Here is a 23,311-nt window from a genome sequence, read left to right as displayed (position 1 = left end):
GCCGCCCGCTGGACGGGCGGCCCTCCGATGGTGGTCAGAGGCCGACCGGCGGCTGTTCCGGTCGCGCCTCGACCACCAGCGCGGCCGGCCGTCCCGGATGCCGCTAGAGGCCGAAGAACTCCAGGTAGGCGTCGATCTGGTGGGCGAGCATCGGTAGACCGGGCTGGACCGTGAGGCCACGGGCGGTCGCCGCACGCAGCAACGCCGTCTCCGCCGGAGTCATGATGATGTCGGCCACCACCGCGTGCGCCGGCAGGTCGGCCACCGGGAACGGCAGCGGATCATCGGTACGCAGTCCCAGGGGCGTGGCGTTGACCGCGAGATCGACGTCGGTCAGGAGCGGGTGGGTCGAGGCACCGATCCGTCCCGGGTAGACCGGGGACAACCGCCGGTGCAGGGTGCCGAGCCGGCCGGGGTCGGTGTCGACCAGGCGTAGTTCGGCCGTCCCGGCGTCGAGCAGCGCGACCGCTATGGCGCTTCCGGCGCCGCCCGCTCCCACCAGGCAGACGCGGCGTCCCCGGGGATCGTGGCCGGCCTCCACCAGAGCGCGGACGAACCCGTCACCGTCGAAGGTGTCGGCCGTCCAGGTGCCGTCGGGCTCGCGGCGGAGCGCGTTCGCGCTGCGGGCCAGGCGGGCACGGTCGGTGACCCGGTCTGCCAGGTCGAGGACTGCCGCCTTGTGTGGCATGGTGACGAGCATCCCGTCCAGGTTCACGATCTGCCGCAGTTCGCGCACCACCGGTTCGAGGTCGGCCGCCGTCACGTGCACCGGGACCAGCACGGCGTCGGCGCCGCGTCGGGCGAGCACCGGATTGAGCAGACCGGGCGCGCGTACCTGCGCGATCGGGTCGCCGAGCAGGGCGTACACCCGGGTGGTGCCGCTGATCCCCGACCCGGTCGGCGCCGGGGCGGCGACGACGACCATCGGTCGCGTTCCTTCCGGGTGCGGCTCACCTGGTCGGGCCCTGTCGGTCCCGGGGGCCCGGTCGGTCCCGTCGGTCCGGGGGCCCTGTCCGTTCGTGAGGTCGCGGGCCAGCCAGAGCGCGCCGTGTAGCGAGGAGAGACCGCCGAGGGCGGCGGCCCGTACCGTCGGGGCCGGTCGTCCGGGGCGTCCCGCCTGGCGGGCGAGGTCCGCGACGAGCGGGACGAAGCCGGGCAGTCCGTCGGCGAAGCCGCCGCCCACGACCGCCACGGGCACGGCCAGCAGCTCGCCGAGGCTCACCACCGCCGCGGCCAGCGCGGCGCAACTGCGGTGGACCGCCTCGACCGCCCATGGCCGGTGGCCCCGCAACCCGGCCCGCAGCTGGTCGAACGTGACCTCGCCCCCGCGTTCCCGAGCAGCCCGCCGCAGCGTGGCCGGGCCGGAGGCGACCGACTGGAGGCATCCGGTACGGCCACAGTCGCACCGGTCGCCGTCGAGGTCGACGGCCAGGTGGCCGACCTCGGCGGAAGCGTGGGCGGGAACGGGTCGGCCGGCCAGCACGATCCCGCCGCCGATCCCGGTGCCCACCCCCAGGTACACCAGGTCGTCGTGGCCGGCGTTCCGCGCCTCGGCCAGCGCGGCGAGGTCACCGTCGTCGGCGTACGCGGTCGGGACGTCGGGAAAGAGCCGCCGCAGCGCGGCGGTGAGGTCGAGTCCGGCCCAGCTCGGCCGGCCCGGCCAGGTCAGGACCCTCCCGTCCCGGTCGGTGATGGCGGGCATCGCCACGCCGACGGCGCTGACCGGTCCCCAGGCGGCGCGCAGCGCGGCCACCGCCGCGTCGAGCGCGGCCAGGTCGGCGGCCGGATCGCCGCCGGGCGGCCAGGTGAAGGTCGACTGGTACGCGGTCCGGCCAGCCGCCTCGGCGCGCAACGCCACCTTCGTGCCTCCGACGTCGACCCCCAGGACGCCGCCGTCGGGCCCGCCCGTCATGTCGACGGTCAGTTGTTGTGGAGGATGTGCAGGACGGCGAGCGCGGCCGCCGCCAGGGCGAACGCCACCGGCACCGCCACCATCGAAACGGGGTCCTTGGCGCGGAGGTGGTAGACGGCCGCCCCGATCAGCAGCAGGGTCAGCCCGACCGCCGCGGCGACGCCCAACGGCCACCAGAGCAGGCCGAGCAGCAGCCCGGCGATGCCGGCGACCTCCAGCGCGCCGATCGTCCGGGTGAGGCCGGCCGAGACGCCGATGTGGGCCATCCGCTTCCGCATCTCCCCTTGGCCGAGGAGCTTCGGCAGCGCCACGGAGATGAGGACGGAGGCGATGATGACGGTCAGGGTGATGATGGGGATACGCACGGGACTGTCCTCAGGTCGGGCGGAACGGACGACGGCCGTGCTGGTGACGGCCGTGGAGGGAAACGATCAGGGTACGGTCTCGACGAGAGCCCGAGCGGCCAGGCGGTAGCCCAGCGCGCCGAGTCCGACGATCACCCCGCTGGCGAGCGGGGCGAGCACCGAGTCGTGCCGGAAGCTCTCCCGCGCCCACACGTTGGACAGATGGACCTCCATCCACGGGCGGGGATAGTTGGCCAGCGCGTCCCGCAGGCTCCAGCCGGCGATCATCAGCGCGCCGGGATTGACGATCGCGCCTACCGTGTCGTAGCTGTCCTGGATGACGCGGATCAGGGCGCCCTCGCAGTCGTGCTGCTCGGCGGCCACCTGCCAGTCGCGCGGCGCGACCTCCTCGGCGACCGCCCGCTCGATGTCGGCCAGGGTGTCGGTGCCGTAGATCTCCGGCTCCCGCCGACCGAGGATGCCCAGGTTCGGGCCGTTGAGCAGGAGCACGTGGGGCACGGTTCACCTCGCGGAGCGGTCGGCGTCGGTCGGCGTCCCGACGGGGTTCGGACGACGGGTCCCCGCAGTATCGCGTCGGCTGCCACCGGTGGCCGCGACACCCGGCGCGAACTAAGGGGTGCGTAGGGGCAGCTAGGGGCACCGGCCGACCCGCCCGGCCGGTCGGGTCCCCGCCCGTCCGATGCCCACCCGCGAGTGGCCGGGAGCGGGTCGGCGATCCGGGCACGGAGGCGGCTCGCGTCGCCCCCGCAGCCTTACTGCCCTGCCGGCCCGGACGGCGCCGTACGACATGCTGGCTAGGGGCGGTTAGGGGCGGTTAGGGGCCGTTAGGGGAGTTGAGCCGCCGGTCAGGTCGGTTAGCGTCCACCGCGAGCCAGGCACGTCGCCGCTATCGACGGTGGCGTCCGCCCCGAGAACCCGCCGGGCGGCACGGGTGGCGCCCGGTGCCCCTGGGCGCGGGGCGGCGCAGCCGTCGGCGAACGGCCAGTGAACCGCCGTTCCAGGATTGGGAAGTGGGACATCATGAGTGGTCTGTCGGCGAGCGCGCCGGAGTTCCCCGAGTGGCCGCAGTTCGGTGACGAGGAGCGGGCCGGACTGGTCCGCGCCCTGGAGCAGGGCCAGTGGTGGCGGGTCGGCGGCAGCGAGGTCGACACCTTCGAAGCGGAGTTCGCGGCCTACCACGGCACGCCGCACGCGCTGGCCGTCACCAACGGCACCCACGCCCTTGAGGTGGCCCTGGAGGTGCTCGGGGTCGGACCGGGCACCGAGGTGATCGTCCCGGCGTTCACGTTCATCTCGTCGTCGCTGGCCGCGCAGCGGCTCGGCGCGGTGGCCGTACCGGTCGACGTGGAGCCGGACACGTACTGCATCCAGCCGGAGGCCGTCGCCGCCGCGATCACCGACCGGACCCGGGTGATCATGCCGGTGCACATGGCCGGGCAGATGGCCGACATGGACGCCCTCGACAAGATCGCCGCGGACGCCGGAGCCGCGATCCTCCAGGACGCCGCGCACGCCCACGGCGCGCAGTGGCAGGGCAAGCGCGTCGGCGAACTGGGCTCGGTGGCCGCGTTCAGTTTCCAGAACGGCAAGCTGATGACCGCAGGCGAGGGCGGCGCGGTGCTCTTCCCCGACCAGGAGCTGTACGAGCGGGCGTTCCTCGTGCACAGCTGCGGCCGGCCGCGCACCGACCGCGACTACCTGCACCGCACCACCGGATCGAACTACCGGATGAACGAGTTCAGCGCCGCCGTCCTGCGGGCCCAGTTGTCCCGGCTGGACAGCCAGATCGCGCTGCGCGAGCAGCGTTGGCCGCTGCTGGCGAGCCTGCTCGCGCAGATCCCCGGCGTGGTGCCGCAGGGCCGCGACGAGCGGGGCGACCGCAACCCGCACTACATGGCGATGTTCCGGATCCCCGGCATCGGTGAGAAGCGCCGCCGGGTCGTGGTGGACGAGCTGATCGCCCGGGGCATCCCCGCCTTCGTCGCGTTCCGCGCCATCTACCGGTGTGAGGGCTTCTGGCTCGCCGGTGCCCCGGACGAGACGGTCGACCAGGTCGCCGCCCGGTGCCCGAACGTCGAGCAGATCCACCTCGACTGCATCTGGCTGCACCACCGCACGCTGCTCGGCACCGAGGAGCAGATGCACCAGATCGCCGCCGTGCTCGCCGACGTCCTCGGCGAATGACAGTGCCGTCGTCGACCGCGACGCCGGGGCAGGTCCGGGTCGCCGTGGCCGGCCTCGGCTGGGCCGGACGGGAGATCTGGCTGCCCCGGCTCGCCCTGCACCCGCGCTTCGAGGTCACCGCAGTGGTGGACCCCGACCCGGCGGCGCGCGACCGGGCCCGCGCCGCCCGGTGGGTGCCGTCCGCGTACGCCGACGTCGACGAGGTCCCCGCCGACACCGTCGACCTGGTGGTCGTCGCCGTGCCGAACCACCTGCACGCGGGCGTGGCGGCCCGGTTGCTGCGCCGGGGCGTACCGGTCTTCCTGGAGAAGCCGGTCTGCCTCAGCTCCGCCGAGGCGGAGCAGTTGGCCGAGGCCGAAGAGGCCGGCGGGGCGGTGCTGCTCGCCGGTAGCGCCGCCCGCTACCGGGCGGACGTCCGGGCGCTGGTCGAGGCCGCGGCCGACCTGGGTGCCATCCGCCACGTCGACGTGGCCTGGGTACGGGCGCGCGGCGTGCCCGACGCCGGTGGCTGGTTCACCCGGCGGGAGTTGGCCGGTGGCGGAGCCCTGGTCGACCTCGGCTGGCACCTGCTCGACACGGTGCTGCCGCTGCTCGGCCCGTCCCCGGTGGTCCATGCCGTGGGCAGCGTCTCGGACGACTTCGTCAACCACGACGACGCCGCCGCGGCCTGGCGGGGCACGGCCGCGGCGACCGGCCGGGCCCGTGGCGACGTCGAGGACACCGCCCGTGCGTTCCTGCTCAACGCCGACGGCGCCTCCGCCAGTGTGCACGCCTGCTGGGCCTCGCACGAGGCGCGTGACCGTACCACCATCACCGTGCACGGCATCGCGGGCTCGGTGACCCTGCACTGCACGTTCGGGTTCAGCCCCCACCGCGAACCGACGCCGGTCCTCACCCGGACCCGCGACGGCGAGACCGTCCGCCTGCCGCTGCCCGTGGAGCCCATCGGGGCCGAATACGACAGTCAGCTCGACGTGCTGCCCGAGCTGCTCGCCGCGCAGACCTGCCGGGGGGCGGCGGCCGACGCCCGCCGGACCATCGACGTCATCGAACGGATCTACCGCTGCGCCCGGCCCACCGCGCCGACGTACGCGCTGGCGGGAACCCTCGACCGGTGAGAACCACCGGCGAACCCACCTGGGAGCAGCCATGAGCCATCCGCCGTCCACCATCGAGGCCAGCACGGTCCCGGCGCGACCGGGCCCGATCCGGGCGGTCGTCTTCGACCTCGACGGGGTCGTGGTCGACAGTTCGGCAGTGATGCGTCAGGCGTTCAGCGTCGCCTACGCCGAGGTGGTCGGGACGGGTCCCGCGCCGTTCGAGGAGTACAACAAGCACATGGGGCGGTACTTCCCGGACATCATGCGGCTGATGGGGCTGCCGCTGGAGATGGAGGAGCCCTTCGTCCGGGAGAGCTACCGGCTCGCCCACCGGGTGCCGCTCTTCCCGGGAGTCCGGGAGACGCTGGAGGAGCTGTCCGGGCGGGGCATCAGGATGGCGATCGCCACCGGCAAGAGCGGCCCCCGGGCCCGGTCGCTGCTCGACCTGCTCGGTGTGCTCCACCTGTTCGACCACGTGATCGGCTCGGACGAGGTGCCCCGTCCGAAGCCGGCGCCGGACATCGTGCTGCGGGCGCTGGACCTGCTCGGCGTACCCCCGCGGCAGGCGATGATGGTCGGTGACGCGATCACCGACCTGACCAGCGGCCGGGACGCCGGGGTGACGACGGTCGCCACCACCTGGCACGGCGGGGACGTCGAGGACCTGCTGGCCGCCGCCCCCGACCTGGTCGCGCGCAAGCCGGAGGAACTGCTCGCCCACTGCCCGGCCGTGCCCGCCGCCTGACCACCAGCTCGCCCGGCGGGTTCCGGTCGGGTCGCAGGAGGCTCTTGCCCGTCAGCAAGCGGTAGGAGGCGGCCCGCGCCGGGCCGGGCCGCCGACCGCACCGTGCCGGGGATGCGACCACCCGGGCCTGCGCTCGCGGGCCGGGAGCGCCGGGGCGTCACATGGTGGCGAGGGCGGCCCGGACGGCGGCCTCGTCGACGTCGGCGACCAGTTCCGGACCGGTCGGCCCGTCGAGGACGAAGGACAGGCCCGAGGTGGACTTCTTGTCCCGCCGCATGAACGCCAGCAGGCCGTCGTGGTCCACCCCGGCGGGCAGGCCGGTGTCGAGGCCGTAGCCGGCGACCACCTCGTGGTGCTCGTCGACCCGCTCCACCGGGATCCGGCCCAGCAGGCCGGCCAGCCGACCGGCGAACACCGTGCCGATTCCGACCGCCTCACCGTGGCGCAGCAGGAAGTCGGTGGCGCGTTCCAACGCGTGGCCCAGGGTGTGGCCGTAGTTCAGGATGTGCCGCGGGCCGGCGTCGCGCTCGTCGGCGGCCACCACCCGCGCCTTGAGCGCCACGCACGCGGTGATCTGCTCGGTCACCGGGCGGTCGCGCAGCTCCCCGGCCCCGATGAAGTGGGCCCGGGCGATCTCCCCGTAGCCGTTGCGCCACTCCACGGCGGGCAGGGTGTCGAGCTGCTCGGTGTCGCAGAGCACCGCCCTGGGCTGCCAGTAGACGCCGATCAGGTTCTTGCCCTCGGGAAGGTTCACCGCGGTCTTGCCGCCGACGCTGGCGTCCACCTGGGCCAGCAGCGAGGTCGGCAGGTGGATCACCGAGATCCCCCTGTGGTAGAGGCCGGCGGCCAGCCCGACCACGTCGGTCGTGGTGCCGCCACCGCAGGAGACCACCGCGTCCGCGCGGGTCAGGCCGAAGTCGGCGAACGCCCGGCACAGGTGTTCCACTGTGGACAGCGTCTTGTCGTGCTCGCCGTCGCGGGCCGGCACGACGCGGTGCGGCACCCCAGGATCCGGGGTCCACTCCGGTGGCCGGGCGGAGACCACCACGACCCGGCGCGCACCGACGCGCGCCACCTCCTCCGGCAGCTGGTGGCGGATCCCCGGGCCGACGAGCACCGGGTAGCTCCGGTCGCCGAGGACGACGTCGACGCGGGTGGCGGTCGGGTCGGGACCGTCGGCGCGGGTGGGGTTCATACGGCGGTGGTTCTCCTCGTCGAGGCGGCGGTGGGGACGGGCGGCGCGGACGGTGGGGGACGGTCCCGCAGCAGGGCCAGCCGGAGCGCCATCGCGGCCAGCGAGTCGACGGCGGCGTCGATGCCCCACCGCTCGTGGGTGAGCTGGGCGTGCGCCGCCAGTAGGAAACCGCGCGGTGCCGTCTGGTGGTCTTCGCCCATCACCTCGGTCACCCGGTCCAGGTAGGACCGCCAGGCCGCCGCGACCGGACCGGTCGACGGCAGGTCCCCGGCGGCCAGGGCGATCTTCTCCGCCCCGGTGTCCGCCTGGGCGGCGAGTTCGCAACGGTGCGCGCCGGTCAGCGACCGGCTGCGGTCCTGCCAGTGCAGGAAGAGGAAGGCCGGCCGGTCGGCCACCGGCATGAGGTCGCACAGGTGCCGCAGGTGGGCAACGGCCAGCGGCAGCTCCATGCCGGTCAGCCTGGGCACATCCCCTCCCAGCAGGGTCAGGGCCACCTCGCTGCCCGCCTGCGCCAGCGGCCCGCCGCGGGCGGCGTCCCGGACGGCGTACGGGTCCGGGGCGAGGGCCGTCGGCGCGTCACCCAGCCGCCGCCGGGCCGCGTCGAGGGCGGCGGCGCTGGCGTGCAGACCGACGCGTAGGCGCGGGCCGGCGGGGGAGCCGAGCCGGTCGTAGAACCAGCGGGACCGCGGGTCGGCGGCGCGCACGGCGGCGACCAGTCCCGCCACGACGGTGCCGACCAGCTCGGCCGCGCGGGCGTCCGGACACCCCCCGCCGGGCACGGCGAGGTGGGCGAACATCCAGGAGCGTTCCAACGACGGCACCTCGACTGGTGGGCGGGGCGGGACCGGGACGGGTGCGACGGCCCCCGGGCCACCCCATCATCGGCTCACGACGCCCCTGGTCATCGCCTCCACCTGGGGATCTGGGGACGACTTTAGGGGGTGACAGGGGTAGGTCACCGGAAGGTCGCTGGGAAGACTTGGGCCGTTACGGCGAGGGACGGATGTGGCGACATGCTTCGGAGCGACCTGATCCAGCCGTTGCCCGACTTGCTGAGGGCCCACGCCGCCCGGCTGGGGGACAGGGTCGCGTTCCGCGACGAGTACCGGTCGGTCGGCTACGCCGCGCTCGCCGAGCGGACCCGCCGCCTGGCCGGGCACCTGGCCGCGACCGGGGTGGCCCGGGGCGACCGGGTCGCCTTCTGCCTGGGCAACCGGGTGGAGACCGTGGAGACGTGGCTGGCCGTCACGCGCGCGGCGGCGGTCGGCGTACCGGTGAACCCGCGCAGCACGGACGCCGAGCTGGCCCACCTGCTGGACGACTCCGGCGCGGTACTGGTGGTCACCGACCCGCAGCACCTCGACCAGCTGCTCCGGCTGCGCCGGGACCGCCCCGACCTGCGGGTGTGGGTCACCGGCACCGGTCCGTTCCCCGACGGCGTCGCCGCCTGGTCCGAACGTGCCGACGCCGAGCCGGCCGTGGACGCCCGCGACGACCTCGGCCTCGACGAGGTCGCCTGGATGCTCTACACCTCGGGCACCACCGGCCGGCCCAAGGGCGTGCTCTCCACCCAGCGCACCTGCCTCTGGTCCGTCGCCTCCTGCTACGTGCCGATCCCCGGTCTGACCTCCGAGGACCGGGTGGTCTGGCCGTTGCCGCTGTTCCACAGCCTCTCCCACATCGGCTGCGTGCTCAGCGTGACCGCGGTCGGCGCGACCGCCCGGCTCGTCGACGGGTTCTCCGCCGAGGACGTCCTGCGCGCGGTCGAGCAGGACGAGGCCACGGTGCTGGCCGGGGTGCCGGCCATGTACCACCACCTGGTCGCCGCCGCCCGGGACACCGGTTTCCGGGCCCCCGCACTGCGCGTGTGCCTGGTCGGCGGTGCGATCACCACCGGCCCGCTGCGTCGGGCGTTCGAGGAGGTCTTCGACGCGCCGCTGCTCGACGCGTACGGCAGCACCGAGACCTGCGGCTCGATCGCCGTCACCCGCCCGGACGAACCCCGGGTCGAGGGGTCCTGCGGGCGTCCGGTGCCCGGCGTCGACGTCCGGCTGGTCGACCCCGAGACCGGCCGGGACGTCCCCGCCGGGGTGGAGGGCGAGGTGTGGGTACGGGGACCGAGCGTCATGCTCGGCTACCACGGCCGGCCCACCGACACCGACGCGGTGCTGCGCGACGGCTGGTACCGCACAGGTGACCTGGCGCGCCGGGACGACGCCGGCAACCTCTTCGTCACCGGCCGGCACCGGGAGCTGATCATCCGGGGTGGCGAGAAGATCCACCCGGCCGAGGTGGAGGAGGTGCTGCGCACCGTCCCCGGCGTCGCCGACGTCGCGGTCACCGGTCGGCCGCACGAGGTGCTCGGCGACGTACCGGTGGCGTACGTCGTCGCCGGACCGGAGGGCTTCGCGCCCCGGGCCGCCCTGGCCGCCTGCCGCGAACGGCTGGCCTATCACAAGGTCCCGCAGGAGCTGTACGAGATCGCTGCCGTGCCGCGCACGGCCTCCGGCAAGGTCACCCGTCGGCTGCTGCCCGACCAGCCGGCCCGGCTCCGCGCGGTCAACGGCAGTCACCACGACGAACTGGTCCGGATCGGCTGGACTCCCCTGGACCTGGCCGGCGTGCCGGTGCCGGACCGGAACTGGGCTGTCGTCGGCACCGACGACGCGCTCGACGCGGCGGCGGACCCGGACCGCCTCCGGTTCCATCCCGACCTGGCCGCCCTGCGCGACAGCGAGCAGGTGCCGGACGTGGTGGTCCTGCCGGTCGGGTCGGCGGACGCGGACCCGGTGGCACTCGCCGACCGGCTGGGCGACTGGCTCTCCGACGACTGTTACACCCGCACCCGGCTGGTGCTGCTGACCAGCGGGGCGGTGGACGCCTCCACCCCGGACCGGGCCGACGACCCCGACCTCGCCCCGACAGCCGTCGCGACCTGGACGGTGGCCCGGGGTCTGCAGGCCGCTCATCCGGGCCGGATCGTGCTGGTCGACCGGGACACCGACGCCCACCCGGCCGCCCTGCTGCCGGTGGCCGTGGCCACGGGTGCCGCCCAGGTCGCCCTGCGGTCCGGTGAGGTCCGCCACGCGCACCTCGGACCGGTACCCGTCCCGGCCTCGGGGCGCGCGGCCACCCTCGCCGAACCGGTCGTGCTGGCCGGCGCGGGCACCCCACTCGGGGCGGCGCTGGCCCGGCACCTGGTCACCGCCCACGGCGTCCGGCGGCTGCGACTGCTCCCCACCGGCCCGGCGGACGCCCCCGCCCTGGCCGCCCTGGCGGCGGAGCTCACCGCCGCCGGCGCCGAGGCCACCCCGCTGGCTCCCGGGCCCGTCGCCGACCCTGCCGCGTCGCTCGGGGACGAGGAGATCGGGGCGGCCGTTCTCTGCCTCACCGGCGACGACCTCACCGCCGACGTCGCCGACCCGGACGCCCGTCCGGGTCGGGACCGCCCCGACGACGACGCCGACGACCAGGCGGGGCGGCTGCTCGCCCTCGCCGAAGGGCTGCACCGGCGGACCCGGCACGCCGACGTCACCGCCTTCACCGTGCTCGTGCCGACCGAGCCGCTGCTCGGGACGGCCGGCGGCCACCGGGCAGCCGCCGTCGTCGGCGCCCTGCACGCCCTGCTCGCCCGACGGCGCGCGGCCGGGCTCCCCGCCCGGCTGGCCGGCACCGTCACCCGGGGCCCCACCCCGGCGGTCGTGGACCTCCGCCGCGACCTCGACGCCTTCGACATCGCCCACGACGGTGCCGACCTCGTCCTGCTCGCCCGGCCCGCCGCCGACCATGCCGCCTGGCGGGAACCCAGCCGGCCGGCGGGCGACACCGTCGCCGCGGCCGGCGCGCTGCGCCGCCGGCTGGCCGTGCTGACCGCCGCCGAGGGCGACCGGCTCCTGCTTGACCTGGTCCGGACAGCCACCGCCGAGGTCGCCGGAATGCCCGGTCCGGCGGCGGTCCGCCCCGGGCGGGCCTTCAAGGAACTCGGGTTCACCTCGGTCGGCGCGGTCGCCCTGCGCGACCGGCTGGCCCGGGAGACCGGGGCCCGGCTCTCGGCCACGGCCGCCTTCGACCACCCGACGCCGGAGGCGCTCGCCCGGCACCTGGCCGCCCGGCTACGCGGCGCCGCCCCGGTGGCCGCGAACGAGGCGGCCCCGCCGTCATCCACCGACGAGCCGGTGGCGATCGTCGCCATGGCCTGCCGGCTCCCGGGCGGCGTCACCGCGCCCGAGGAACTGTGGGAGCTGCTCGAACAGGGCCGGGAGGGACTGACCGGGTTCCCCACCGACCGGGGCTGGGACCTCGCCCACCTCTTCTCCGACGACCCGGACCAGCCGGGCACCTCGTACGCGCGGGTCGGGGGCTTCCTCGCCGACGCGGCCGACTTCGACGCCACCCTGTTCGCGATCAGTCCCCGCGAGGCGCTGGCCATGGACCCCCAGCAGCGGCTGCTGCTGGAGAGCTCGTGGGAGCTGTTCGAGCGCGCGGGCATCGACCCGACCACGCTGCGGGGCAGCGCCACCGGGGTCTTCACCGGCGTCATGCACCATGACTACGCCGCTAACCTGCGCCAGGCACCGCCCGGCGTCGAGGGCTACCTGGGCGTCGGCACCGCCGGCAGTGTCGTCTCCGGCCGCGTCGCGTACACGCTCGGGCTGGAGGGCCCGGCGGTGACAGTCGACACCGCCTGCTCGTCCTCGCTGGTGGCACTGCACCTCGCCGCGCAGGCGCTGCGCGCCGGGGACTGCTCCCTCGCCGTGGCCGGCGGGGTGGCGGTGATGGGCACCCCGCAGGCGTTCGTCGAGTTCAGCCGCCAGCGCGGTCTCGCCCCGGACGGGCGGTGCAAGGCGTTCGCCGAGGCCGCCGACGGCACCGGCTGGTCCGAGGGCGTGGCCGTCCTGCTGCTGGAACGGCTCTCCGACGCCCGACGCAACGGGCACCCGGTCCTCGCCGTGCTGCGGGCGACGGCGGTAAACTCCGACGGCGCGTCCAACGGGCTCACCGCGCCCAACGGACCCGCCCAGGAACGGGTGATCCGGCGGGCGCTGACCGCCGCCGGCCTGCGCCCGGCCGACGTGGACGCCGTCGAGGCGCACGGCACCGGCACCCGCCTCGGCGACCCGATCGAGGCACAGGCGCTGCTCGCCGCGTACGGGCAGGACCGTCCCGCCGACCGGCCGCTGCTGCTCGGCTCGCTGAAGTCCAACCTCGGGCACACCCAGGCCGCCGCCGGGGCGGCCGGGGTGATGAAGATGGTCCTCGCGATGCGGCACGGGACGCTGCCCCGCACCCTGCACGTGGACGCGCCGACCGCCGAGGTGGACTGGACGGCCGGGGCGGTGGAACTGCTCACCGAGGCCCGCCCGTGGCCGGCGGTCGACCGACCCCGCCGGGCCGGCGTCTCGTCGTTCGGCATCAGCGGCACGAACGCCCACGTCATCGTCGAGGCCCCCGAACCCGCCGCCCCGGACACCCGGCCCGACCCCGCCGCGCCGCAGCCGGCCGGGGTCCGCACCGGGACGACAGTGCCCTGGCTGCTCTCCGCCGCCAGTCGGGAGGGCCTGCGGGACCAGGCCGCCCGCCTGCTCGGTTGGTGCGACGGCCCCGGGGCGGACGCCGACCCGGGCGACGTCGCGCACGCCCTGGCCACCACCCGGGCCGCGCTGGACCACCGGGCCGTCCTGCTGGTCTCCGACCCGGCCGGGGCCCGGACCGGGCTGACCGCGCTCACCCGGGGGGACGCCGACCTGCCCACCGTCCTCACCGGCCGGGTCGACGACGGGCTGCTCGCCGTGCTCTTCGGCGGTCAGGGCGGCCAGCGGCCCGGGATGGGCGCCGGGCTGCGCGCCGCGTACCCCGTCTTCGCCGAGGCGTTCGACGCCGCCTGCACCGAACTCGACAGGCACCTGGCGGGGGAGGCCCCGCACCCGGTCGCCGACGTGGTCTGCGCCCCCGACGGGGACGAGCGCGCCGCCCTGCTCGACCAGACTCTCTACACCCAGCCGGCGCTGTTCGCCGTCGAGGTGGCGCTGTACCGGCTCGTCGAGTCCTGGGGCGTCCGTCCCGACCTGCTGCTCGGCCACTCCGTCGGTGAACTGGCCGCCGCCCATGTGGCCGGGGTGTTCCCGCTCGTCGACGCGGCCGCCCTGGTCGCCTCGCGGGCCCGGCTCATGCAGCAGCTCCCCACCGGGGGTGCGATGGTCGCCGTCGAGGCGGCCGAGGACGAGGTGGCCGCCCACCTCACCGAACGGGTCGGTCTGGCCGCCGTCAACGGCCCCACCAGCGTGGTGCTCTCCGGGGACACCGACGCCGTACTGGCCGTCGCGGCGACCCTGCGCGCCGCCGGCCGCCGGACCAGCCGGCTGCGGGTGTCGCACGCCTTCCACTCGCCGCGCATGGAGCCGATGCTCGACGCGTTCCGCGAGGTGGCCGCCGGCCTGACCTACCGCGCCCCCCGCCTGCCGGTGGTGTCGAACCTGACCGGCGAGCTGGTCGACCCGGCGCGGCTCTGCTCCGCCGACTACTGGGTCGACCACGTCCGGGGCACCGTCCGCTTCCTCGACGGGGTGCGCGCCCTGCACCGGCACGGCGTCACCACGTTCCTCGAGGTCGGACCGGCCGGGGTGCTCACCGCCACGGCCCAGGACTGCCTCGCCGACGCCGGCGACCAGTTGGCGTTCGTCCCCACCCTGCGCACCGGTACACCGGAACCGGAGGCGCTGCTCACCGCCGTCGCCCGACTGCACGTACGCGGCGTGGGGGTGGACCGGGCCGCGGTCACCGGCCCGGGCCCGCACGGCCGGGTCGACCTGCCCACCTACGCCTTCCAGCGCCGGCACTACTGGCTGCCCTCCGACGGTCCCGGCTCCGGCCGCCTCGTCGACGCCGGACACCCGCTCCTCGACGGCGTGCTGCCGGTCGCCGGCACCGGCCAGGTGGTCGGCACCGGCCGGGTCACCGCCGGCCAGCCCGGTCCGACCACCGCCGAGGGCGCACCGTTGCTGCCCGCCACCGCACTGCTGGACGTGCTGACCCATCTCGGCGAGCAGCTCGGCGTGCCCACCGTGGCGCGGCTGCACGTACCCGAGCCGGTCCCGTTCCCGGCCGACCTGACCGTCGACGTGCAGGTCGAGGTCGCCGGCCCTGACTCCGACGGGCACCGTACCGCCCGCTGCCACGTGCGCGGCGGACCCGGCCAGTCCTGGCGGGAGGTGGCCGAGGCGTTGCTCGTCCCGGCCGACCCGACCGCCGTCCCGACCGCGGCCGGGTCGTCGTGGCCGCCCGCCGGGGCCCGACCGGTGGACCTGACCGTCGACGCACACCGCATGCTCGCCGGTGACCTGGCCCGGGCCGCCTGGGTCGCGGGGGACCGGCTGCTCGTCGACGTGCGCCTGCCCGAGGACACCGCCGACGCCGACGCCGAGCGGTACGGGGTGCACCCGCAGGTGCTCGACGCCGCCCTGCGCCTGCTCCCGCTCGCCGGCTTCGCCCCGCACCCCGGCGACGGCCGGCGGACGGTGACCACCGACTGGACGGGTGTCCGCCGGCACGCCACCGGCGCGCACGCGCTGCGGGTCAGCCTCGGCCGCGCCGGGGCCGACGCGGTGACGCTCAGCGCCGTCGACGACGCCGGGGCCCCGGTGCTCGACGTGGAACGCGTCGTCCTGCGTGAGGTGGCGGTGCCGCCCGCCGACGTGGCGGCCCCGGCCGCCGACACCGACCCCGCCGGCCTGTACACGGTCGACTGGCTGCCGGCCGCGACCCCGGCGACGCCGGTCCCCACGTGGACCGTCGCCGACGGCACCCCGCCGACCGGACCGCTGCCCCCGTTGCTCGTGCTCCGTGTCGGCGACGGCGGCCCCGACGTGTCGGTGCCCGACCGGGCCCACGCCGTCGGCCTCGAACTGCTCGGCGTCCTCCGGAGCTGGCTCGACGACCCGCGCGCCGAGACCACCCGGCTCGCGGTGGCGGTCCGTGACGGCGACCCGGTGCACGCGCCGGTAGTGGGGCTGCTCCGGGTCGCCCGCGCCGAACACCCCGGCCGGTTCCTGCTGCTCAGTCTCGACGCCACCGACGACGCCACCGTCCGGGCGGCGCTGGCCGCCGCCGTCGACGAGCAGGAGGTGGCCGTGCGCGCCGGCCGGGCCCTGGTGCCCCGGCTGCGCCCCGCCGACCCCGACCCCGGCACCCCGCCGCCGATGCTCGCCGGCGGGACGGTGCTGGTCACCGGTGGCACCGGTGGTGTCGGCCGGCACGTCGCCACCCACCTCGCCACCGCGCACGGCGTCACCGAACTGGTCCTGCTCAGCCGGACCGGTCGGCCGGCCCCCTGGACGGACGCGCTCGCCGAGACCGGGGTGAGCGTACGGGTGGTCGCCGTCGACGTCGCCGACCGCGCGGCCCTCGAAACGGTCCTCACCCCGCTGGCGGACCGGCTCGTCGCCGTCGTGCACGCCGCCGGCGTCACCGACGACGCGCTGCTGACCGACCTCGACCCGGTCCGGTGGTCCAACGCCCTGCGGGCCAAGGTGCACGGCGCGTGGCACCTGCACGAGCTGACCGCCGGCCTCGACCTCGCCGCGTTCGTGCTCTTCTCCTCCGCCTCGGCGGTGTTCGGCAGTCCCGGCCAGGGCAACTACGCCGCCGGCAACGCGTTCCTCGACGCGCTCGCCGCGCACCGGCGCGCCCACGGACGGCCGGGCACCGCGCTGGCCTGGGGACTCTGGGCCGAGCAGGACGGCATGGCCGGCCGCCTCGGCGCCGCCGACCTGGCCCGCCTCGCCCGTGGCGGCACCCGTCCGCTCGACACCGCCGCCGGCCTGGCCCTCTTCGACGACGCCCTGGCCGCCGACCGGGCGACCCTGGTGCCGATCGGGTTGGACCTGGCCGCCGTGCGCGCCTCAGGGGAGGTGCCCGCCCTGCTCTGGGCGCTGCTGCCCCCGCCGCCCCGCCGGGCGGTCAACGCCGACCCCGCCCCGCGCACCGGTGCCGGGTTCGCCGACCGCCTCGCCGGCCTCGCCGAGCCCGAACGGGCCGCCCTGCTGCTGGACCTGGTCCGCAGCCGGTGCGCCACCGTCATCGGGCACACCGACCCCACCGCCGTCGAGCCGAACCGCCCGTTCAAGGAACTCGGCTTCGACTCGCTGACGGCGGTGGAGCTGAGCAACCGGCTCTCCGCCGTCACCGGGGTCCGGCTCGCCCCGCACGCGGTGTTCAACCACCCCACCCCGGAACTGCTCGCCGCGCACCTGCACGCCCGGCTGCTCGGCACCGCGGCCACCGAGGTCGCCGACGCCACCACCGTCGCCCTCGACGAGCCGGTGGCGATCGTCGCCATGGCCTGCCGGTTCCCCGGCGGCATCGGCTCCCCGGAGGAACTGTGGCGGCTGCTCGACGCCGGTGACGACGTCGTCGGTGACCTACCTACCGACCGGGGCTGGCCGCTGGGCGAACTGTACGACCCCGTCCCCGGCACCCCCGGCCGGACGTACGTGCGCGCCGGTGGCTTCCTCACCGGCGTCGCCGACTTCGACGCCGCGTTCTTCGGCATCAGCCCCCGCGAGGCCCTCGCCATGGATCCGCAGCACCGGCTGCTGCTGGAGGCCTCCTGGGAGGCCCTGGAACACGCCGCCATCGATCCCGGCACACTGCGCGGCAGCCGCACCGGCGTCTTCGCCGGCACCCACGGCCAGGACTACGCCGACCACATCGCCCCCGGAGTCTCCTCCGACGACGGGGAGACCATCGCCGACGAAGGACATCTGCTCACCGGCACCGCCGGCAGCGTCCTCTCCGGGCGGGTGGCGTACGCGCTCGGGCTGGAGGGCCCGGCGGTGACCGTGGACACGGCGTGTTCGTCGTCGCTGGTGGCGCTGCACCTGGCGGTGCAGGCCCTGCGGCAGGGGGACTGCGACCTGGCGCTGGCCGGTGGTGTGTCGGTGCTGTCCACTCCGGCCGGTCTGACCGGGTTCAGCCGTCAGCGCGGCCTCGCCGCCGACGGTCGGTGCAAGGCGTTCGCCGAGTCCGGCGACGGGTTCGGCATGTCCGAGGGCGTCGGGATGCTCGTCGTGGAGCGGCTCTCCGACGCCCGGCGGCGGGGCCACCCCGTGCTCGCCCTGGTGCGCGGCACGGCGGTCAACTCCGACGGCGCGTCCAACGGGCTCACCGCCCCGAACGGGCCCTCCCAGGAACGCGTCATCCGGGCCGCGCTCGGCGCCGCCGGGCTCACCCCGGCCGACGTGGACGTGGTCGAGGCGCACGGCACCGGCACCCCGCTCGGCGACCCGATCGAAGCCGAGGCGATCCTCGCCACGTACGGGCAGCGCCCGGCCGACGTCCCGCCCCTGCTGCTCGGCTCGGTGAAGTCCAACCTCGGGCACACCCAGGCCGCCGCCGGTGTCGCCGGGGTGCTGAAGGTCGTCCTCGCCATGCGGCACGGCCTGCTGCCCCGTACCCTGCACGCCGAACAGCGCACCTCCCGCGTCGACTGGGCCGCCGGGTCGGTCGACCTGCTCACCGAGACCCGCCCCTGGCCCCGTACCGACCGGCCGGCGCGGGCCGGCGTCTCCTCGTTCGGCATCAGCGGCACCAACGCGCACGTCATCGTCGAGGCGGTGCCCGGGACCGAGCCGGCCGCCGGGGCACCCGCCGACGTGCCGGCCGCCGGGGCACCCGCCGACCCGCCGGCCGTCGACCTGCCCCGCGACGCGCCGGCCCTGCCGTGGCTGCTCTCCGCGCGTACCCCCGAGGCACTGGCTGGCCAGGCCCGGCGGCTGCGCGCCCACCTCGCCGGGCGGCCCGACCAGCGTCCGCTCGACATGGCCTGGTCGCTCGCCACCACCCGGGCCACCTTCGACACCCGGGCGGTGCTCGTCGGCACCGATCCCGACCGGATCGCCGCCGTGCTCGACGCGCTCGCCGACGGCCGCTCCGCGCCCGAACTGGTGCGCGGCGACGCCGGCCCGGACCGCCGGTGCGTGTTCGTCTTCCCCGGGCAGGGCTCCCAGTGGGACGGCATGGCCCTGGACCTGCTGGACCAGGCCCCCGTCTTCGCCGAGCGACTGTCCGCCTGCGACGCCGCGCTGCGGCCGCACCTGGACTGGTCCCTGCTGGACGTGCTGCGTCGGGTTCCCGGCGCGCCCGGCCTGGAGCGGGTCGACGTGGTGCAGCCCGTCCTGTTCGCGGTGATGGTCTCCCTGGCCGAGCTGTGGCGCTCGTACGGCGTCCAACCCGCCGCCGTGGTCGGCCACTCGCAGGGCGAGATCGCCGCCGCGTGCGTCGCCGGGGTGCTCTCCCTGCCCGACGCCGCCCGGGTGGTGGCGCTGCGCAGCCGCGCCCTCCGCACGCTGGCCGGGCAGGGGGCGATGGCCTCGGTGGCGCTCGCCGCCGACGTGGTCCGGGAACGGATCGGCCGCTTCGGCGACCGGGTCGCCGTGGCCGCCGTCAACGGTCCGGCCGCCGTGGTGGTCTCCGGCGAGGAGACGGCCGTCGAGGACCTCCTCGCCGAACTCGCCGCCGAGCAGGTCCGGGTCCGCCGGATCGCGGTCGACTACGCCTCCCACTCCGCCCAGGTGGAGCGGATCCGCGACGAGTTGGCCGGGGCACTGGCGGGGATCACGCCCGGCCCGGCCGCCGTACCGCTGTACTCCACCACCGACCTGCGCTGGCTCGACGGCCCGGAGATGGACCCCGGGTACTGGTACCGCAACCTGCGCCAGCCGGTCGAGCTGGAGCGGGCGGTCCGCGCGCTGGCCGCCGAGGGCCACGACACGTACGTCGAGTGCAGCCCGCACCCGGTGCTCACCGTCGGCATCGAACCGATCCTCTCCGACGACGAGGGCGATGTCGGGGCGGTGACGGTCGGGTCGGTCCAGCGTGACCAGGGCGGCCTGGACCGCTTCCTGCTCTCCCTGGCCCAGTTGCACGTGCGCGGCGTCCCGGTCGACTGGCGTCCGGCCCTGGCCGGCGGGCGGCGGGTGGACCTGCCCACGTACGCCTTCGCCCACCGCCGCTACTGGCCCCGGCCGGTGACCGGACGCGGCGACGTCGGCGCGGTCGGCCTGGCCGCCGCCGACCACCCGATGCTCGGCGCGTCCGTGCCGCTGGCCGAGGCGCGCGGCCACCTGTTCACCGGCCGGCTCTGCGTCGCCGACCAGCCGTGGCTGGCCGACCACACGGTCGGCGGGACGGTGCTGGTGCCCGGTACCGGCCTGGTCGAGCTGTGCCTGCGCGCCGGTGACGAGGTCGGCTGCCCCACCCTCGACGAGCTGGTCATCGAGGCCCCGCTCGCCCTCACGGCCGACGGGGCGAACCAGGTGCAGGTGGCCGTCGGCCCGCCCGGCGAGGACGGCCGCCGCCCGGTGACCCTGCACTCCCGTCCCGCCGACGGCCCGGCCGGGGCACCGTGGACCCGGCACGCCACCGCCACCCTCTCCGCCGGGGAGAGCACGCCGTCGCCGGAGTTCCCCGCCTGGCCCCCGCGCGACGCCCGCCCGGTCGACCTGACCGGCTTCTACGCCCGCCTGGCCGACGACGGCTACGCGTACGGACCGGCGTTCCAGGGTCTGCGGGCGGTCTGGACCACCGGCGACGAGGTCCACGCCGAGGTGGAACTGCCCGCCGGTCCGCGCGTCGACGCCGACCGGTACGGCCTGCACCCCGCGCTGCTCGACGCCGCGCTGCACGCCGCGCACTTCGGCGGACTCGCCGACGCCGGAGCCGACCGCATACTGCTGCCGTTCGCCTGGAACGGGGTCACCCTGCACGTCGCCGGGGCCGGCACGCTGCGGGTCCGGCTGCGCCGGGTGGCCGCGCACGCCTTCACCCTGGCCGCCGTCGACGCGGCCGGTGCCCCGGTGGCCGAGGTCGCCTCGCTGACCATGCGTCCCATCTCCCGCGCCGAACTGGGCGCGCGGGACGCGGCCGTCGACGACGCGCTGTTCCGGCTCGGCTGGCAGCCGCTGGCCGTGCCCGAACCCGTCACCCCGGCCCGGGTGGTCGCGCTCGGCCGGTCCGTCGGCGGGTTCCCGTACCACGCCGACCCGGCCGCGCTCGCCCGGTCGGTCGACGCCGGGGCACCCACGCCGGACGTCGTGCTCGCCGCGCCGGGCTGGCCCGAGCCGACGGCGGGCGGCCGGCGCGCCACCGCCGTCGCTGCGACCGGCGACCGGGCCCGGCTCGTCGCCGCCGAGGCCCTCGCGTCGGTGCAGGCATGGCTCGCCGACGCCCGCTGGGTGGGCATCCCGCTGGTCCTGCTCACCCGGGGCGCCGTCGGCGTACACGGTCCCGCCGAGGTCGACGACCCGGACGCGGCCACCGCCTGGGGGCTGGTCCGCTCCGCCCAGTCCGAGCACCCCGACCGGTTCGTCCTGCTCGACTCCGACGTCACACCGGACGCCGGGCAGCTCGCCGCCGTGCTCGCCACCGGCGAGCCGCAGGTGGCGTGGCGGGACGGCACCCCGTACGCCCCGCGCCTGGCCCGCCGCGCCGACGCGGCCACACTCACCCCGCCGGCCGCCCCGGCGTGGCGGCTCGACGTGCCGACCCGGGGGAGCCTGGAACAGCTGACGCTGGTGCCCACCGACGCGGCCGACGTCCCGCTCGGTCCGGGGGAGGTGCGCGTCCGGGTCCGCGCCGCCGGACTGAACTTCCGGGACGTGCTCAACGCGCGCGGCCTCTACCCAGGCGACCCCGGCCCGCCCGGTGGCGAGGCTGCCGGCGTGGTCACCGAGGTCGGGGCGGCCGTGACCGACCTGCGCCCCGGTGACCGGGTGCTCGGGGTCTTCCTCGGCTGCTTCGGACCGGTCGCGGTCACCGACCGCCGGCTGCTGGCCCCGATGCCCGACGGGTGGACCTTCGCCCAGGCCGCGTCCGTGCCGGTGGTCTTCCTCACCGCGTACCGGGGTCTGGTCGACCTGGCCGGGCTGCGGGCCGGCGAATCCGTGCTCGTGCACGCCGCCGCCGGTGGCGTGGGCATGGCCGCCGTCCAGATCGCCACCCACCTCGGCGCCGACGTCTACGCCACCGCCAGCCCCGGCAAGTGGCCGGCGCTGCGGGCCATGGGCATCCCCGGGGACCACCTCGCCTCGTCCCGCACGCTCGACTTCGAGGCGCAGTTCCGCGCCGCCACCGGCGGACGCGGAGTCGACGTGGTGCTCGACGCCCTGGCCCGCGAGTTCGTCGACGCGTCGCTGCGGCTGCTGCCGCGCGGCGGGCGGTTCCTGGAGATGGGCAAGGCCGACCTGCGCGATCCGGGCCGGGTCGCCGTCGACCACCCCGGCGTCGCCTACCAGGCGTACGACCTGACCACTGTGCATCCCGACGAGATCCAGCGGATGCTGATCACCCTGATGGCCCTCTTCACCGACGGCACCCTGCGTCCGCTGCCGGTCAGCGCCTGGGACGTCCGCCAGGCCCCCGACGCGTTCCGGTACGTCAGCCAGGCCCGACACGTCGGCAAGGTGGTGCTCACCATGCCCGCCAGGTGGGACCCGGACGGCACCGTGCTGCTCACCGGTGGCACCGGCCTGCTCGGTGGGCTGGTCGCCCGCCGCCTGGTCACCGGGCACGGGGTGCGGCACCTGTTGCTGGCCAGCCGTAGTGGCCCGGATGCCCCAGGCGTGGCCGAGCTGACCGGCGAGCTGACCGCCCTCGGCGCCACGGTCAGCGTGGCCACCGCCGACGTCGCCGACCGGACCGAGGTCGCCCGACTCGTCGCCGGGGTGCCCGACGCGCACCCACTCACCGCCGTGGTGCACGCCGCCGGGGTGCTCGACGACGGGGTGGTCACCGCGCTCACCCCCGACCGGATCGACACCGTCTTCCGACCCAAGGTGGACGCCGCCCGGCACCTCGACGAGCTGACCCGCCACCTCGACCTCGCCGGGTTCGTGCTCTTCTCCTCCGGCGCCGGTGTCTTCGGTGTGCCCGGGCAGGGCAACTACGCCGCCGCCAACGCGTACCTGGACGCCCTGGCCCGGCACCGGCGCGGCGCCGGCCTGCCCGCCCAGTCGTACGCGTGGGGGCTGTGGGAGCAGGCCAGCGCGATGACCGGAGGGCTGGACCGCACCGACCCCCGGATCACCGCCCGGGACGGTCAGCTGGCCATCCCCACCGACCTCGGCATGGCCCTGTTCGACGCCGGTCTGGCCACCGACGAGGAACACCTGGTGCCCACCCGGGTCGACGTGACCGCCCTCGCCGGCCGGGCCGTGGTGCCGGCGCTGATGCGCGGCCTGGTGCGGCGGGAGCGACCCCGTTCCCGGGCCACGGCGGTCGCCGGTGGTCAGGACCTCGCCGGACGGTTGCGCGCGCTCACCGCGACCCAGCGGTCCGCGTTCCTGCTCGACCTGGTCCGGGCCGAGGCGGCGGCGGTGCTCGGCCACGCCAGCCCCGACGCGATCCGGCCGGAGCAGGCGTTCAACGAGATCGGCTTCGACTCGCTGACCGCCGTGGAGCTGCGTAACCGGCTGACCGAGGTGACCGGCGAGCGACTGCCGGCGACGGCGGTCTTCGACTACCCGGAACCCACAGCGCTCGCCGCGTTCCTGCGCTCCCGGCTCGTCCCCGACGACGCGGAGGCCACCGCGGCCATCCTCACCGAGCTGGAGAACCTGGAACGCACCCTCGTCGAGACGACAGTCGGGGCCGACCTGCACATCCAGGTCACGGCCCGGCTGGAGGTGCTGGTCGCCAAGTGGCGGACCATGCGCGGCGCCTCCACCACCGACCACGACCTGGACCTCGACCAGGCCAGTGACGACGAGATCTTCAGCCTGATCGACACGGAACTCGGGCTCTGATGCCCGGCCCGAC

At 76.1% G+C, this 23,311-nt stretch carries 9 protein-coding genes and 1 pseudogene; 4 read left to right on the top strand and 6 right to left on the bottom strand.

The annotated features are described in order from the left end of the window. Window positions 1-103: 103 nt before the first annotated feature. The 4 genes and pseudogenes from AC0AIB_RS17560 to AC0AIB_RS17545 form a co-directional block, all read right to left on the bottom strand. Window positions 104-925 carry a shikimate dehydrogenase family protein gene (locus tag AC0AIB_RS17560; protein WP_328348833.1) on the bottom strand — a complete coding sequence of 274 codons (822 nt, stop codon included), beginning with the start codon at window positions 923-925 and terminating at the stop codon, window positions 104-106. Between the two features lie 78 nt (window positions 926-1,003). Beyond that, window positions 1,004-1,912, bottom strand: a pseudogene (locus tag AC0AIB_RS17555) (ROK family protein); the annotation flags it as partial. Window positions 1,913-1,920: 8 nt separating this feature from the next. Further along, window positions 1,921-2,277: a DoxX family protein gene (locus tag AC0AIB_RS17550; RefSeq protein ID WP_328348270.1), complete on the bottom strand. Its 357-nt coding sequence runs from the start codon at window positions 2,275-2,277 to the stop codon at window positions 1,921-1,923. Window positions 2,278-2,343: 66 nt separating this feature from the next. Continuing rightward, the gene (locus AC0AIB_RS17545; RefSeq protein WP_465097080.1) at window positions 2,344-2,775 is read right to left on the bottom strand and encodes a type II 3-dehydroquinate dehydratase; all 432 of its coding nucleotides are present in this window, start codon (window positions 2,773-2,775) and stop codon (window positions 2,344-2,346) included. A 522-nt stretch (window positions 2,776-3,297) separates the two neighbouring features. On the opposite strand from AC0AIB_RS17545, the gene AC0AIB_RS17540 reads away from it, so the two are divergent. The 3 genes from AC0AIB_RS17540 to AC0AIB_RS17530 are packed head-to-tail and all read left to right on the top strand — an operon-like array spanning window position 3,298 to window position 6,306. Next, window positions 3,298-4,461, top strand: a complete 1,164-nt coding sequence (locus AC0AIB_RS17540; RefSeq protein ID WP_328348268.1) for a DegT/DnrJ/EryC1/StrS family aminotransferase — start codon at window positions 3,298-3,300, stop codon at window positions 4,459-4,461. Beyond that, window positions 4,458-5,579: a Gfo/Idh/MocA family protein gene (locus AC0AIB_RS17535; protein ID WP_328348266.1), complete on the top strand. Its 1,122-nt coding sequence runs from the start codon at window positions 4,458-4,460 to the stop codon at window positions 5,577-5,579. Before AC0AIB_RS17540 ends, AC0AIB_RS17535 begins: the two co-directional genes overlap by 4 nt. 31 nt (window positions 5,580-5,610) lie before the next feature. Beyond that, the gene (locus AC0AIB_RS17530; protein ID WP_328348265.1) at window positions 5,611-6,306 is read left to right on the top strand and encodes an HAD-IA family hydrolase; all 696 of its coding nucleotides are present in this window, start codon (window positions 5,611-5,613) and stop codon (window positions 6,304-6,306) included. 157 nt (window positions 6,307-6,463) lie between these two features. On the opposite strand, the gene AC0AIB_RS17525 is transcribed toward AC0AIB_RS17530, so the two are convergent. Together AC0AIB_RS17525 and AC0AIB_RS17520 are read right to left on the bottom strand one after the other, a co-directional pair. After that, window positions 6,464-7,501 (bottom strand): 3-dehydroquinate synthase family protein, encoded by a 1,038-nt coding sequence (locus tag AC0AIB_RS17525; protein ID WP_465097079.1) that lies wholly within the window; start codon window positions 7,499-7,501, stop codon window positions 6,464-6,466. After that, on the bottom strand, window positions 7,498-8,322 hold the full coding sequence (locus AC0AIB_RS17520) for a hypothetical protein (RefSeq protein WP_465097078.1): 825 nt from the start codon (window positions 8,320-8,322) through the stop codon (window positions 7,498-7,500). The genes AC0AIB_RS17525 and AC0AIB_RS17520 overlap by 4 nt, the downstream gene beginning before the upstream one ends. Window positions 8,323-8,514: 192 nt before the next feature. On the opposite strand from AC0AIB_RS17520, the gene AC0AIB_RS17515 reads away from it, so the two are divergent. After that, window positions 8,515-23,298, top strand: coding sequence for an SDR family NAD(P)-dependent oxidoreductase (locus tag AC0AIB_RS17515; RefSeq protein ID WP_465097077.1), 14,784 nt, complete (start codon window positions 8,515-8,517; stop codon window positions 23,296-23,298). Window positions 23,299-23,311 lie beyond the last annotated feature (13 nt).

This window comes from Micromonospora sp. DSM 43699 (genome assembly GCF_055517075.1).
The sequence above is the reverse complement of the archived record's forward strand: the minus strand, read 5'-3'. Positions and strand labels throughout refer to the sequence as shown.